The sequence below is a fragment of the Acidovorax sp. KPB24-03 genome (assembly GCF_057546605.1).
In genome coordinates this window covers 1-14,432 of sequence record NZ_BAAJYR010000081.1, presented here as the reverse complement: position 1 = coordinate 14,432, position 14,432 = coordinate 1, and the positions used below count along the sequence as shown (strand labels likewise).

The window sequence follows — 14,432 nt, the reverse complement described above, 5'->3', positions numbered from 1 at the left end:
GCTCACCGACGCCCCGCACGCGCGAGCAGCCGGGCCGGCCGGCGGTGGCGCGCGAGGCCTGCGTGGTGGATTTCGACGTGGCCCGCGTGCCCTTGCACCGGGCCGAGCGGCTGGCGCAGTGGTGGCAGGCGCGCTATTGGAGAGCGGATGGCGTGGAGGACCTGCCAGCCGCTATGGAAAGGTGAGCTGCCACCGCTGAATCAGCGGCGTTCTCAGTGCCAAAATGGCCTGGAGGGCAATTGATACTAGGGCGTATTGCTATATTTTTAATAGCACCCCTGCATGTTCATATCATCGCTGCCGCCACGGCCCTCACGGCGGCGTGGAGCGCCGGTCCACCGATGCCAGGCAATCCAGGATTTCCCGCGCCGCCTCGTCAATGCGCGGACCCGGCCGCACCATCACGTCGAAGTGCGATTCGGCGATGCGGCAGAACCGACCGCGCTGCACCGCCTCCATGGTGCCCCAGCCCGGGCGCGCGGCGATCGGCGGTGTGCCGCGGCCTTCGTTGGTGATGAGCAGGTCGGGCTCGGCCCGCACCGCATATTCCGGGCCCAGCTTGGGAAACGCGCCCAGGCTGCCGGGCACCACGTTGCGCAGGCCCAGGCGGGCCAGCGTTTCGCCGATGAACGAGGCCTCGCTCGCCGCCGCCGAGCCGCCGTGCAGTTCGAAGTAAACGCGCCGGCCTTGCCACGCGGCCGGCACCCGGGCGCGGGCTTCGTCCAGCCGCACGTCGGTGCGGTGCCACAGCGCTTCGCCCGCCCCCGGCTTGCCGATGGCCTGTGCCACCGCCTCCATGTTGCGCCGCATGTCCGCATGCGTTTTGGCGTCCAGCGCCAGTATCTTGATGCCCAGGCCCTCTAGCCGCTCGACCACGCGGTTGCGCGGGCGCACCAGCACCAGATCGGGCCGCAGCGCGATGATGCGCTCCACGTGCGCGTCCGCCAGGCTGCCCACCTGCGGCAGCTGGCGCACCGACTCGGGCCAGTTGGAGTGCCGGTCCACGCCGACGAGGCGATCGCAGGCGCCCAGGGCGCAAAGCGTCTCGGTGAGCGAGGGCTGCAGCGACACGATGCGCGCTGCTGGCCGTGGCAGCTCCACGGTCTGCTGCCGGTCGTCGGCGATGCGGATGCCTGCGTGCGCGGCGCCCGCCATCCACCAGGCCAGCAGGCACCACCACACAGCGGACGATCGAAAGGGGTGGGAAGGGCGCAAGGCGGTAGGCAAGGGGTGGGGCGGCATCGTGGGCGAGCGCGGTATTGTGCCGGTCCGCGGCCCTGGCCCGTGCCTTGGCCGGGCGCGCGAGGCCCAAAAAAGGCATGGCGCGCTGCACGCCATGCCGCTCGCCAGATCAGTGCTTGTGTTCGCCGTGGGCCGCCGGTGCCTGGCTGGCGCTCACCGCGCGCGCCTGGGCCTTCACCTCCAGCGACTCGCGCTTGCCGTCCTGGCCTTCGAAGACGAGCGTGAGTGGCACCGTGTCGCCTTCCTTCACGGGTTTGGGCAGGTCCATCAGCATGACGTGGTAGCCGCCGGGCTTGAGGTCCACGGCCTTGCCCGCGGGCAGGTCGATCGCGGGCACTTCGCGCATCTTCATCACGTCGCCTTCCATCTTCATCTCGTGGATTTCCGCCAGCGGCGCGGCGGGCGAGCTGACCGATACCAGGCGCGTGCTCTTCGCGGCATTGAGCCGCATGAAGGCGCCGGTGGCCTTCTGGTTCGGCACCGAGGCGCGCACCCAGGCGTCCTGCACGGTGACTTGGGCATGGGCGGCCGTGGCCGTCAAAAGGGCCATGGCGATGGCGAAAGCGGAAAAGGGGGTCTTGGGCATGAAAGCTCCTTGAATGCGGAAAACGGATCAACGGCCTGCGCGGGGCTGCGCGGAAAACCCATGCCCGCTGCGGTCCGTAAACGGGGGGGGGGCAGGTGGACGGGCCGGTCAGCACGCTGGGGACCGGCCCCGGTGTTCATGCCGCCAGCGGCGGTGCCCGAGGAGGGAAGGGCGCACCGGCCAGCGTGGCCGGCGGAGCGCGGTAGAGCGGGGTGGGAAGGTGCGTCGGCAGTGCCTGGGCATGCGCGCCCGCCTGGATCGAGGGCGGCGGCAGGACCGTCGGCAGGCACAGCGGACACTCCAGGCCATGGTGCGCAGGCACGGCGGCATCTTCGCCCGCGCCGGCCACCACCCACCGCGGCTCGCCACCCGCCGAGCATACCCATTCGATGCGCTGCGGGTGCACCAGTGGTGCAGCCACCGCCACGCCGAGCGACGCCACGAACCACGCCAGGATCAGGCGGGAGAGGAAGCGGACGTGGCGCAGGGCAGGCATGTGCGCTGCATTATCGCCGCGTGCTTTCCCGGCCTTCACCGCGCCGGCTCCAGGGGCTGGTGCGCACCCGAAGCGCGCACTCCGTCGATCGCAAGGCCGTCCCCGAGGGGCCTCTTGCATTCGGACGGCGCGTTTTCCGACGCGATCGCTCGGGCTGCGCACGCAGCCTTGTGCGTCTTCGTCGGCCGGCCCGCCCTTCAGCGGGCGCGCCGTGCCACGGTCCGCCATTCCCTCAGGAGCCTTTCATGCCCACCTCTCCCTCCTCCAAAGCCAAGACCCGCAACGGCACACCCGGTGCCACCAAAGCCCGGGGCAACGCCGGCACGGCGGAGAGCCCGGACACCGAAGCGGTCGCGCGCAAGCAGGTGCGAATCCAGCGCGAGCAGGACGCGAAGGACCAGGCCAAACCCTCTCGATCCGCCGCACCAGCCAAGAAGGGCGCTGCGGCCAAGACCGCCGCCCCCGGCGCCGGCCGCGCAGCCCCCGTGCCGCCCATGCCGCAGCAGCACCTGGAAAAGCCGGGGCGCGAGGCCGACATGGAGCTGGCGCCGCAGTTCGAGGCGCCCCAATACCGGGGCAGCGGCAAGCTCGAAGGTTTCTCCGCCATCGTCACGGGCGGCGATTCCGGCATCGGCCGGGCGGTGGCCGTCCTCTTCGCCCGCGAAGGCGCCGACGTGGCCATCGTCTATCTCAACGAACACGAAGATGCCGAGGCCACGCGCCAGCATGTCGAGCAGGAAGGGCGCCGCTGCATCCTGATTCCGGGCGATGTGAAGAGCGCGGCCTTCTGCCAGCGGGCGGTGCGCAAGACGGTGTCGGCGTTCGGCCAGCTGGACGTGCTGGTCAACAACGCGGCCTTCCAGGAGCATGCCGCATCCCTGGCGGACCTGACCGAAGAGCGCTTCGACGAAACCTTCAAGACCAACGTCTACGGTTACTTCCACATGGCCCAGGCGGCGCTGCCGCACCTTCAGCGCGGGGCCGCGATCATCAACACCGGCTCGGTCACCGGGCTGCGCGGCAGCAAGGAATTGCTGGACTACTCCGCCACCAAAGGCGCGATCCATGCGTTCACCAAAGCGCTGGCCAGCAACCTCGCCCAACAAGGCATCCGCGTCAACGCCGTGGCGCCCGGCCCCGTGTGGACACCGCTGAATCCGGCGGACCGCAGCGAAGAGGGCATCGCCGAATTCGGCAGCAAGACCCAACTGGGCCGGCCCGCGCAGCCGGAAGAGATTTCGCCGGCCTACGTGTTTCTCGCCTCGCCCGTGTGCTCCAGCTACATCACCGGCATCCTGCTGCCGATCACCGGCACGGCCGGCGACGGGGGCTGATGCCCTCCCGGGGGCCTGCACGCTCCTGGGCTGCGGGACGCGCCCTGCGTGTGCAGCGCCGCCCGGGTGCGCCAAGCGGCGCAATGGCATCAGACGGTGATGTCGCCGCCGTCTTCGCCATCCCAGTAGTGGATGCGGCAGGCTTTCACCCGGATCATGACGAGCCCCTGGGTGTCGATGCCATCCTTGAACCAGTGGTCCAGGTCGGGCGTCCAGTGCTCGGCGAAGGCGGCGCGGTCACGCACCAGCTCGGCGTTCCCCTGCACGGCCACCAGGAAGGCCTTGGCGCCCTGGAAGGCGAGCGATACCTGGGGCGCACGTTCGATGTCGGTCACCATGCGGGATTGCTCCCAGGTGAAATAGCACGACGTGCCGTCGTAATCGACCTCGCGGTTGTTGCTCATTGGCCGGCCGGCGATGGTGCCGCCGTCGGTGTGGGTGGACAGCATGGCGATGTCGATGTCGCGCATCTTCTCGGCCAGATCGGCCAGGGTCTTTTGGGTCATGGAGGGCGATCGGCGGGGTTCAGCGGTCAGCGCCGAGCTGTTCCACGCGGTCATCGTTGGTGATGCTGCGTGAACCCTTGAGATGCATCTCCACATCGGCCGCCTTGTCGCCAACGGCTTGCACGGCCTCTTTCAGTTGCAGCTCGCTCACTGCGAGCTTGTCGGCCCATTGGGTGACGAGGGCGGCGTCGTTGACGTCGATGCGATCGGGTTGCACACCTGCGGCTTGGTTCATGTCGGTCTCCTGAAGAAAGGAAGGGGGAAGACATGAACCTAAGGCGCACGCAGCGGCGGCGGCTGTAGGCAGAACGCGCCCACTGCCGGAGGGATTGCCCGACACGACGCCGTGGCGTGCATGGAATGCAGCGGTGCTGGGTGCTTTCCACGAAGCGGCGGCGGAAATGCAAAAAGCCGGCGCTATGTTTGATAGCGTCGGCTTTTTTTGCCTTGCGGCTTGTATAAGTGGTGGGTCCTGAGTGACTCGAACACTCGACCTACGGATTAAGAGTCCGCTGCTCTACCAACTGAGCTAAGAACCCACTTTTTGAAAAGTTGTCTGCATCGCTGCAGAGCCTCGAATTATGCACCAAGATTTGAGGCGTCTGCAAGTCCCGCAGAAAAAAATTGCCGTCATCAGGTGCTGATCGCCAGCCGTCCGGCGGTCTTTCACATGAGCAGATGCTCGCCCGCGTTGTCGCCGCCCAGGATCACGTAGTTCACCTTGCGGATGTCCATGAGCTTGCGGCCGCCGGAGTAGCTGATGGAGCTTTGCACGTCCTGCTCCATCTCCACCAGCGTGCTGGCCAACGTGCCCTTGATGGGCTCGAGGATGCGCTTGCCCTCCACGTGCTTGTACTCGCCCTTGTTGAAGTCGCTGGCCGAGCCGTAGTACTCCTTGAACAGCGCGCCGTCCACTTCCACCGTCTGGCCCGGGGACTCTTCGTGGCCGGCGAACAGCGAGCCGATCATGACCATGGTCGCGCCGAAGCGGATGCTCTTGGCGATGTCGCCATGGTCGCGGATGCCGCCGTCCGCGATGATGGGCCGGGTGGCCACACGCGCGCACCATTTGAGCGCCGACAGCTGCCAGCCCCCGGTACCGAACCCGGTCTTGAGCTTGGTGATGCACACCTTGCCCGGGCCGATGCCCACCTTGGTCGCATCGGCACCCCAGTTTTCCAGGTCGATGATGGCCTCGGGCGTGCCGACGTTGCCGGCGATGACGAACGCGCCGGGCAGCTTGTCCTTGAGGTAGCCGATCATGTTCTTGACCGTGTCGGCATGTCCGTGGGCGATGTCGATGGTGACGTACTCGGGGACGAGGCCGGCGGCGGCCAGTTGGTCCACGGTGTCGTAGTCGGGCTGCTTCACGCCCAGCGAGATGGACGCGAAGCACCCCGCCGCTTGCATGTCGCGCACGAACTGCACGTTGTCCAGATCGAAGCGGTGCATGACGTAGAAGTAGCCGTTCTGCGCCATCCAGCGGCAGATTTTCTCGTCCACCACCGTTTTCATGTTGGCCGGCACCACGGGCAGGCGGAAGCTGCGCTGGCCCAGCGTCACGCTGGCGTCGCACTCGGAGCGGCTTTCCACGCGGCATTTGCGCGGCAGCAGCAGGACGTTGTCGTAGTCGAAGATTTCCATCAGATTTCCAAGCTCCATTGAAGGACGCGGCGGAAGGATTTCCGCCACGGTGGGCGCTTGGCTTGCTGACCGGCTCTGCGGGTGCCGCCGCAATGGACGGCACCGGACCCTGCTGTGCGCAGGCACAAAAAAACCGGGCGTCAAGAAACTTGGGCCCGGTGACTGATTCTACCCGCCGCTCAAGACCCTGCTGCGCAGCGGGACTGCGCCGCGGCCACGATGCGGCCCTGCGCATCCTGCAGCCAGCCGGCGACGAACAGGCGCTCGGCATCGGTGCCTTCGGGGGTTCGCATGGAGCGGTTGTCGATCCAGGCGGATTGCTCCTTTTTCGATAGCGGGATGCCGGCGTTCCAATTGCCCTGGAGGGCATTTCGAACCACATACCGTTCGACCGGCGTCCCTGCGGTGCCCGCGGCACCCGCTCCACCAGCACCAGCGTGTACGCGTAGCGGCCCGCCGGCAGCAGATTGCGGGGCGCGGGCTGGAAGGCGATGCCGGTGCCGAGGTAGTCGTTCATCGCCAGGCCGTTGGCCACGCGCAGCCGGCCGGGCAGGGGCTGCACCTCGGCGGTGTGGGTGTCTGAAAATGACGGCACGCCGCGGCCGAGGTCCTGCAGTCGCTGCAGGGCATCGCGCGTGGCGGCGGCGGACAGGGGGGCATCGTCCGCCAACCCACCGGGCACGATCCAGTCGAGCACCAGTGCACTGGCGCCGGGCGCGTGCGCAGGCGGCCCGGCCCAGCACGATTCGCAGTCGGCGTTGATGAAGCGTTCGTACAGCGCCACGGGCTGCGCCACGCCGTCGCTGGAACAGGACGCCTGGGCCTGGGCCAGCAGCGGGGCGCCGCCGAAGGTGGCCAGCAAGGCCAGGGCGGTCAGGGAGTGAAGGGGTGGGCGCATGGGCAGCGGAGCAGCGGCAGTGGTGTTGCGCGCCATGTTCCCACAGATGCGCCGGGCTCGGGTGCGGCCCGCGCATGTGGAGCCCCGGTCCCGAAGCGGGGTGGGCGGGACGTAAGGCCGGGTGCGCGGCCTACTCGGGCTTGACGTTGGCGCGGCGCACCACGTCGCCGTAGGCCACCAGGCGCTCGGCCATCATCTTCTCGAAGCCGGCCGGTGCCATGTCCTCCGGCGCGATCACGCCGCGGCCGCGCAGGTTTTCCAGCATGGAGGGTTCCGTGGCTGCCGTGCGGATGGCCTTGTGCAGCGTGGCCACGATGGCGGGCGGCGTGTTGGCGGGCGCGGCGATGCCGGTCCACGATGTCTGGTTGAGCGGGGCCTGGCCCAGTTCGGCGAAGGTGGGCACGTCGGGCAGTTGCGGCAGGCGCTGGGGCGACGCCACGGCCAGCGCGCGCAGCTTGCCGGCCTGGATGTGCGGCAGGAAGATGACCAGGTTGTCGAGCGTGAACTGCACCTCGTTGGCCAGCACGGCAGTGATGAGCGGAGAGCCGCCGCGGTAGGGCACGTGCACGGCCTGCGTGCCGATGGCCAGCTGCATCATTTCCACATTGAGCTGTCCCATGCTGCCGGCGCCGGCGCTGCAGAAGTTGAGCTGGCCCGGGCGCTGCTTGGCGTAGGCCACGAACTCGGCGAAGGTCTTCACCGGCAGGCTGGGGTGCACGACGAGCACGTTGGGCTGGCGGCCCAGGATGGCGATGTTGTCGAAGTCCTTGATGGGGTCGTAGCCCAGGTTGGGTTGCACGAGCGGATTGGCCAGATGGCTGCTTTGCGACGAGACCACGAGCGTGTAACCGTCGGCCTTGGAGCGGGCCACGAACTGCGCGCCGATCGATCCGCCCGCGCCGGGCTTGTTGTCGATGACCATGGGCACGCCCAGGATGCGGCCGAGCGGCTCGGCGTATTGCCGCGCCATCACGTCCACCGAGCCGCCGGGCGGGAAGGGCACGACGAGCGTGATCGGGCGCGCGGGGTAGGTTTCTGCCGCGTGGCTGGCCACGGCGGGCAGGCCGGCCAGGCCCAGCCCGAGGCTGGAGGCCAGGATCTGGCGGCGGGTCAGGTGGCAGGCGTCAGGCGAGGAAGGGGCGTTGCGAACAGGCATGGCAGGGGCAATGGCAAATGAAAGGACAAAGGTGAAAACAGGGCGCGGCCTAGCCCGCCGTCAGCCCAGCGCGAGCAGGGTGAGGGCCAGCGCCTGGGCCCGTGGCACGAAGGTGGTCAGGTCGCAGAACTCGCGCTCGCTGTGGGCGTATCCGCCCACCGGGCCCAGCGCGCACAGCGAGGGAATGCCCATCGACGAGGTGATGCCGCTGTCGGCGGCCCCGCCGGTGAATTCGCCCTCGACCGCGAAGCCAACCTGCGCCGCGCTGCGCTGGTAGGCGGCCAGCAGGTCGGCCGGGGTTTTGGCCATGGGCAGCGTGCCCGTCTGCTCCACGATGCGGCCGCTGGTGCGGGGCAGCGATTCTTCTTCGATCACCGCGCGGATGCGGGCCAGCACGGCCTCGAGGTCGTTCTCGGCCGTGTAGCGCAGGTCCAGATGGGCCCGCGCCAGCGGCGCGACGACGTTGGAGGCCATGCCGCCCTGGATGAAGCCGACGTTGAGCGTCACGCCCGGCTCGCAGCCGTTGAGCGCGTGCAGGGCCACCGTCTTGCGCGCCAGGGCCTCGATGGCGCTGGCCCCCTGCGCGGGGTTGATGCCCGCATGCGCGGCCACGCCTTGCACCTCGAAATCGATGCGGTACGAGCCCTTGCGCTCGACCACCACGTTGCCCGTGATGCGGCCGGGCTCGGCGTTGAGCACGGCGCGCGCGCCCTGGGAGATTTCGCGGATCACCGTGCGGCAGGCGGGCGAGCCCACTTCTTCGTCGCATGAGAAGAACAGGTGTACGGGCGAGGCGTTGCCGCCGAACCGGGCCAGCGCCTCGGCCACGAAGACGTTCATGACCAGGCCGGATTTCATGTCCGCCACGCCGGGCCCGAAGGCCTTGCCGGCTTCCACCCGCCAGGGGCGCTCGGCGGCCGTGCCCAGGGGGAACACCGTGTCCATGTGGCCCATGAGTTGCAGGTGGCCTGCGGCCGACGGGTTGCTGCCCGGAATGCGGGCCAGCAGGCATTCGCCCCAGCCCGGCTGCGGCAGGGTCTGCACGGCGATGCCAGCCGCTTCCAGCCGCCCGCGCAGCAGGGCCGCGACCTGCTGCACGCCCGCCACATGGCCGCTGCCGCTGTCGGTGTCCACCACCTGCCGCAGCAGATCGAACATGGCACTTTCCTGCGAGGCCAGCCAGGCCAGCAGGGGTTGCGCAGCCGGCGGCAGGGCCTGGCCGGTGGCAGGGGAGTCGGCTTCGATGGTGGTGGTCATGGGCATCGCGAGTGAAATGAATATTTCAATAATCATATATTCATGAAACAGTCATTGCAATGTGCTCGCGGTGCTTCGCCATGCGGGGCTGCGCTGGATTACGCTCACCCATCCCCGTCGATTTCTCCACCCCTGCCATGCTCCTGACCGAACGGCTCGTCCTCCACGCCCCTACCCTGACGGCCAGCGAACGTGCGCTGGCGGACGACCTGCAGCGCCACTACCCCGACGGATTGCTCGACTCGGCCAGCGCCATGGCCGCGCGCGCGGGCACCAGCGCCTCCACCGTGGTGCGGCTGTTCGCCAAGCTGGGCTATGCCAGCCTGGCCGAGGTGCGCCGCGAAGCCCGCAGCGAGGTGACCGTGCTGCTGCAGACGCCCGCCCAGCGCACCCGAGCCACCATCGGCAGCGACCGCACCCTGGCCGAGTGCGTGGACGATGCGCTGCTGCACGACCAGCACAACCTCACCGCCACCCGGCAGGGGCTGGACATGGGCGTGTTCGGGGCGGTGGTGCAGGCCATCAGCGGCTGCCAGGGGCGCGTCTTCGTGATGGCCGAGAAAAACAGCGTGCCGGTGTCCTCCTACCTCACCACCCACCTGAACATGTGCCGGCCGCAGGTGCTGGAACTGGGCGCGGGCGCGCCCTTCGCGGTGGACCGGCTGCTGTGGACCGAGCCGCAGGACATGCTGCTGGTGTTCACCATCCGCCGCTATTCCAACGGCGCGCTGCTGGCCGCGCAGCATTTCCGGCAGCAGGGATGCACCGTGGTGGCGATCACCGACAGCGCGGCGGCGCCCATCGTGGCCTGCGCCCACCACAGCCTGCTGGTGGGCACGGCGAACGCGTCCCCGTTCGACTCCTATACCGCCGCGTTCTTCCTGTGCAACGCGCTGGTGTCCGCCGTGGCGCAGCAGCGGCATGGCGAAGTGGCGCAGACCCTGCAGCGCCGCGACGCGCTGTGGAAGGACTTCGAGGCCGACGCGGTGGACGGCCTGCGCCGCATGCCCCCGCTGCCGGCCCGCCCGCGCAGTGGGGGATAGCGCCGAGCAGCCCCACGGCGGAGGGCCGCCGGTGGAGGTTCCTACAATGGCGCCATGCTCCCACACGACCTGTTTTCCGGCGCGCCAGCGCCTTTCGGTGCTGGCGACGCCGGCCCCGCGCCCCAGTCCGATGCCGCCTCGCCCCTGCTGCAGAACCTGAACGACGAGCAACTGGCCGCGGTCACGCTGCCGGCTGGGCACGCCCTGATCCTCGCGGGCGCGGGCTCGGGCAAGACCCGGGTGCTCACCACCCGCATCGCCTGGCTGCTGCAAAACGGCTACGCCACGCCCGGCGGCATCCTGGCCGTCACCTTCACCAACAAGGCCGCCAAGGAGATGGTCCTGCGCCTGTCGGCCATGCTGCCGGTGAACGTGCGCGGCATGTGGATCGGCACCTTCCACGGGCTGTGCAACCGCCTGCTGCGGGCGCACTACAAGCTGGCCGGCCTGCCTCAGGCCTTCCAGATCCTGGACACGCAGGACCAGCTTTCGGCCGTCAAGCGGCTGTGCAAGCAGTTCAACATCGACGAGGAGCGCTTTCCCCCGAAGCAGGTGCAGTACTTCATCAGCGGCTGCAAGGAAGAGGGCCTGCGCCCGGGCGACGTGGACGCACGCGATGCCGATGCCCGCAAGAAGGTCGAGCTGTACCAGCTGTACGAAGAGCAGTGCCAGCGCGAAGGCGTGGTCGATTTCGGCGAACTGATGCTGCGCAGCTACGAACTGCTGCGCGACAACGACCCGGTGCGTGCGCATTATCAGCGGCGCTTCCAGCACATCCTGGTGGATGAGTTCCAGGATACCAACAAGCTGCAGTACGCCTGGCTCAAGCAGCTCGCGGGCGACGTGGCGGACGGCCAGTTCCAGGCGCGCGGCAGTGTGATCGCCGTGGGCGACGACGACCAGAGCATCTATGCCTTCCGCGGTGCGCGCGTGGGCAACATGGCCGACTTCGTGCGCGAGTTCGACGTGCAGCGCCAGATCAAGCTGGAGCAGAACTACCGCAGCTACAGCAACATCCTCGATTCGGCCAACGCCCTCATCAGCCACAACAGCAAGCGCCTGGGCAAGAACCTGCGCACCACGCAGGGCCCTGGCGAGCCGGTGCGTGTGTTCGAGGCCACCACCGACCTGGCCGAGGCGCAGTGGATGGTGGAGGAGATCCGCCAGCTCGTGCGCAGCGACGGTTTCGAACGCAAGGAAGTGGCCGTGCTGTACCGCAGCAATGCGCAGAGCCGGGTGATTGAGTCGGCCCTGTTCAATGCCGCGGTGCCTTACCGCGTGTACGGCGGCCTGCGCTTCTTCGAGCGGGCCGAAATCAAGCACGCGCTGGCCTACCTGCGCGTGCTGGAGAACCAGCACGACGACACGAGCTTTCTGCGCGTGGTCAATTTCCCGCCGCGCGGCATCGGCGCGCGCACGGTCGAGGTGCTGCAGGACGCGGCGCGCAGCGCGGGCTGCTCGCTGCACGATGCCGTCACCGCGGTGCCGGGCAAGGCCGGCGCCAACCTGGGCAGCTTCGTCGCCCTCGTCGACGTGCTGCGCGAGCAGACGCAGGGCATGACCCTGCGCGGCATCATCGAGCAGATGCTGGAGTCCAGCGGCCTGCTGGAGCACTTCCGCTCTGAAAAGGAAGGCGCCGACCGCATCGAAAACCTGCAGGAGCTGGTGAACGCGGCCGAGAGCTTCGTCACGCAGGAAGGTTTCGGGCGCGACGCCATCGCGCTGCCGGTGGACGAGCACGGCACGCCGCTCACGCAAAGCCCGGCGAGCCAGGGCCTGGACCCATCGCTGCCCACCACCGACGAGCCGCTGCCCGGCGGCGTGGCGGGCATCGTGGACACCGATACCGGCGAAACGCTCTCGCCCCTGGCCGCCTTCCTGACCCATGCGGCGCTGGAGGCGGGCGACAACCAGGCGCAGGCCGGCCAGGATGCCGTGCAGCTCATGACCGTGCACGCCTCCAAGGGCCTGGAATTCGACGCCGTGTTCATCGGCGGCATGGAAGAGGGCCTGTTCCCCCACGAGAACGCGATGAGCGACCGCGAAGGGCTGGAGGAAGAGCGCCGCCTGATGTACGTGGCCATCACCCGCGCGCGAAAGCGCCTGTACCTGAGCCATTCGCAGACCCGGCTGCTGCACGGCCAGACGCGCTACAACATCAAGAGCCGGTTCTTCGACGAACTGCCCGAAGCCGCGTTGAAATGGATCACGCCCAAGCAGCAGGGGTTCGGCACGTTTGCTCCTAATTCAGGAGCGGGCGGTGCATATGGATCTAGCGCGAGAGGCGGATTCGGGTCCAGGTCGGAATCGTTCGCCAGTCCACCGGTCCCGGCGCAGAAGGCCGCGCCGTCGCACGGGTTGCGCGTGGGGCTGGGCGTGTTCCACACCAAGTTCGGCGAGGGCAAGGTGCTGGCGCTGGAGGGCACCGGTGACGATGCGCGCGCACAGGTGAACTTTCCCCGGCATGGCACCAAATGGCTGGCGCTGTCGGTGGCCAAGCTGACCGTGGTGGACTGATTGGACACCGCGGGGCGGGGTGGCATGCGCCGCCCCGCGGCGTGCCTCAATTTCGGGACGGAAAGGTCCCAGCGAGCGCGATGATGAAGTTGAGGGAGAGATAGGGCTGCATGTTGTCGTGCGGCAGGCTGCTACCGGCCAGCCCCGTCGTGACGCCGGCCAGGTTGCCGTCGGGGGCCTGGTTGGTGTATTGGTTATCGCGCCGGTCGGAAGCGGCCAGGTAGCGGCCGTTGGGCGCTGCCGAGTTGCCCGCGCCGCTGCTCACTGCCACGGACGTGGTGTGGTTGTGCATCGGCATGTTGTTGATGTTGAGCGTGACGCTTTCCTGTCCAGCCATCTGCCCCAGCACGTAATTGCTTCCGCCGGGCGACATTCCCATGCCCAGCGGTACACGGCCGCGCAGATCGGGCAGCGCGAAGGTGGTCTGGCCATTGCCTCCGTAGGTGGTGCCCAGCAACGAGAACAAGGCGGCATTACTGGAAATCGCCATCAATTGGCCCCAGCAAAAAGCCCAGTTTCGGGGCGCGTAGTTGCCTGCGAACACAGAGATTTCACCGATGAATGGGTCTGCAGCCATGATGTTCTTCCATTAAGTCACGAGATAAGGGGTGGTCCAGCCGCTGCAGCCGGGGGCTCCGAGCGGCGCGCCGGGGCCGCGCGTGGCCCATGCCATTTCGGTGCTCCCCCCCGTTGCGGGTGTGCCGGCGCGAAGCCAGTGGGTGCCGTTGCGATCGCCGCTCGCCAAGCCATGGGGCGGGTTTCCACGGGGGCCGCTCTCCGAAGGCGTTCGCAGGATGGCCAGTTGCTCGAACCCCGCGCCGTTGCTTTGCCACTGCGCGAAGCGCTGCCCGGCCTCGAAGCCGAGCAGGGCCGGGCCGCTCAGCTCCGCCAGCGAATCCGAGCCCCGAAGCGCGCAACGGGCGGCGATCGACCGGCAGGCGTCGGACCCGGCGTTCCAGGAGGCCACGCTGGTCCAGCCTCTCGGCCGCGACCCGACGGCTTCCACCGGCCCCCGCGAAAAGAGGGTGCCCACCACGGGGGTCTGGCTGTGCGGCTGCAATTGGCCCCACTGCCGCTGAAAGCGCAAGGCCTGCGCGCCGGAATACAGGGCCACCACGAAGTCTGCGCGGGCGGCATGCCAGGCCGAACGCAAGCCGGCGAACTCGTCGGAGCCGTCGGGCAGGCCGGAGATGTGCATTGCCGACACCGTGCCGCCTGCGGCCTCGAACGCGCGGCGAAATTCATGCGGAAAGTCGTAGCCGCTTTCCAGAAAGCCCATGCACAGCAACGCGCGTGTGCCCCAGCGCCGTGGCGCTTCCCGCCCCAGCACCGCGCAGGACTGCCACAGATCCAGCGAGTGGGCAATCAGCCAGGGCGAACGGTCGGCCAGGCGCGTGGGCAACTGGTCGGCCCCCGTGTCGCTGGCCAGAAAAGGGATCTGGTTCGCTTCCAGGAGCGGCACCAGGTCCCGAGCCGACTGCATCGGCAGCCATCCTGCCAGCGCGTCGACCGCGCCGGAGCCGACGGCGGCACGCGCCTGCCGCAACGCGGCCTGGGGACTGCGCCCGTAGGGGCAGCGGCCAGCCAACGCGGGGGGTGTTCCGAGGGCCTCGGCGCCCCACTTGCAGGCCGGCCAGGAATTCGGCGGAGAGGGTGGGGTAGCGTGACGATTCCGGGCAGCAGCACGCCGACCGTCCGCGGGGTGTCATGTCGCGCCGGGCCCTGCCGGTCCGTCGGCGCGTGCCAGGGCCGG

General features: G+C 68.7%; 14 protein-coding genes, 1 tRNA gene and 1 pseudogene. 5 read left to right on the top strand and 11 right to left on the bottom strand.

The features are described from left to right. A pseudogene (locus AC27KI_RS11495) lies at positions 1–185 on the top strand (hypothetical protein); the annotation flags it as partial. 127 nt (positions 186–312) lie between these two features. On the opposite strand, the gene AC27KI_RS11490 reads toward AC27KI_RS11495, so the two are convergent. From AC27KI_RS11490 to AC27KI_RS11480, 3 genes are all read right to left on the bottom strand, one after another. Next, on the bottom strand, positions 313–1,215 hold the full coding sequence (locus AC27KI_RS11490) for an ABC transporter substrate-binding protein (RefSeq protein ID WP_487113882.1): 903 nt from the start codon (positions 1,213–1,215) through the stop codon (positions 313–315). A 136-nt stretch (positions 1,216–1,351) separates the two neighbouring features. Further along, positions 1,352–1,828 (bottom strand): copper chaperone PCu(A)C, encoded by a 477-nt coding sequence (locus AC27KI_RS11485; protein WP_487113880.1) that lies wholly within the window; start codon positions 1,826–1,828, stop codon positions 1,352–1,354. 136 nt (positions 1,829–1,964) lie between these two features. Then, on the bottom strand, positions 1,965–2,324 hold the full coding sequence (locus tag AC27KI_RS11480; protein WP_487113878.1) for a hypothetical protein: 360 nt from the start codon (positions 2,322–2,324) through the stop codon (positions 1,965–1,967). A gap of 245 nt (positions 2,325–2,569) precedes the next feature. On the opposite strand from AC27KI_RS11480, the gene AC27KI_RS11475 reads away from it, so the two are divergent. After that, positions 2,570–3,658, top strand: coding sequence for an SDR family oxidoreductase (locus tag AC27KI_RS11475; RefSeq protein ID WP_487113876.1), 1,089 nt, complete (start codon positions 2,570–2,572; stop codon positions 3,656–3,658). Between the two features lie 89 nt (positions 3,659–3,747). On the opposite strand, the gene AC27KI_RS11470 is transcribed toward AC27KI_RS11475, so the two are convergent. The 4 genes from AC27KI_RS11470 to AC27KI_RS11455 all read right to left on the bottom strand — a co-directional run bounded on the left by AC27KI_RS11470 (position 3,748) and on the right by AC27KI_RS11455 (position 5,808). Continuing rightward, positions 3,748–4,164 (bottom strand): pyridoxamine 5'-phosphate oxidase family protein, encoded by a 417-nt coding sequence (locus tag AC27KI_RS11470; RefSeq protein WP_487113874.1) that lies wholly within the window; start codon positions 4,162–4,164, stop codon positions 3,748–3,750. Between the two features lie 19 nt (positions 4,165–4,183). After that, a complete protein-coding gene (locus tag AC27KI_RS11465; protein WP_272564590.1) occupies positions 4,184–4,399 on the bottom strand; it encodes a DUF3606 domain-containing protein in 216 nt (71 codons plus the stop codon). Positions 4,400–4,627: 228 nt separating this feature from the next. Then, positions 4,628–4,703, bottom strand: a tRNA-Lys gene (locus AC27KI_RS11460). 127 nt (positions 4,704–4,830) lie between these two features. Beyond that, positions 4,831–5,808 carry a GMP reductase gene (locus AC27KI_RS11455; protein WP_272564565.1) on the bottom strand — a complete coding sequence of 326 codons (978 nt, stop codon included), beginning with the start codon at positions 5,806–5,808 and terminating at the stop codon, positions 4,831–4,833. 761 nt (positions 5,809–6,569) lie between these two features. Here AC27KI_RS11455 and AC27KI_RS11450 point away from each other — a divergent pair. Continuing rightward, positions 6,570–6,692 (top strand): hypothetical protein, encoded by a 123-nt coding sequence (locus AC27KI_RS11450; protein ID WP_487089066.1) that lies wholly within the window; start codon positions 6,570–6,572, stop codon positions 6,690–6,692. Between the two features lie 144 nt (positions 6,693–6,836). On the opposite strand, the gene AC27KI_RS11445 is transcribed toward AC27KI_RS11450, so the two are convergent. Together AC27KI_RS11445 and AC27KI_RS11440 are read right to left on the bottom strand one after the other, a co-directional pair. Further along, on the bottom strand, positions 6,837–7,862 hold the full coding sequence (locus AC27KI_RS11445; RefSeq protein ID WP_487113872.1) for a Bug family tripartite tricarboxylate transporter substrate binding protein: 1,026 nt from the start codon (positions 7,860–7,862) through the stop codon (positions 6,837–6,839). A 60-nt stretch (positions 7,863–7,922) separates the two neighbouring features. Next, entirely contained in the window at positions 7,923–9,119 is a 1,197-nt protein-coding gene (locus tag AC27KI_RS11440; RefSeq protein ID WP_487089064.1) for a M20 family metallopeptidase, read from the bottom strand. A gap of 137 nt (positions 9,120–9,256) precedes the next feature. On the opposite strand from AC27KI_RS11440, the gene AC27KI_RS11435 reads away from it, so the two are divergent. Together AC27KI_RS11435 and AC27KI_RS11430 are read left to right on the top strand one after the other, a co-directional pair. Further along, complete coding sequence (locus AC27KI_RS11435) at positions 9,257–10,162, top strand: MurR/RpiR family transcriptional regulator (protein WP_284405827.1); 906 nt, start codon at positions 9,257–9,259, stop codon at positions 10,160–10,162. Positions 10,163–10,216: 54 nt separating this feature from the next. Next, entirely contained in the window at positions 10,217–12,679 is a 2,463-nt protein-coding gene (locus AC27KI_RS11430) for a UvrD-helicase domain-containing protein (protein WP_487089063.1), read from the top strand. Between the two features lie 46 nt (positions 12,680–12,725). On the opposite strand, the gene AC27KI_RS11425 is transcribed toward AC27KI_RS11430, so the two are convergent. Together AC27KI_RS11425 and AC27KI_RS11420 are read right to left on the bottom strand one after the other, a co-directional pair. After that, entirely contained in the window at positions 12,726–13,256 is a 531-nt protein-coding gene (locus AC27KI_RS11425; RefSeq protein WP_487113870.1) for a phage tail protein, read from the bottom strand. A 12-nt stretch (positions 13,257–13,268) separates the two neighbouring features. After that, positions 13,269–14,267, bottom strand: coding sequence for an ABC transporter substrate-binding protein (locus AC27KI_RS11420; RefSeq protein ID WP_487113868.1), 999 nt, complete (start codon positions 14,265–14,267; stop codon positions 13,269–13,271). Positions 14,268–14,432: the final 165 nt, after the last annotated feature.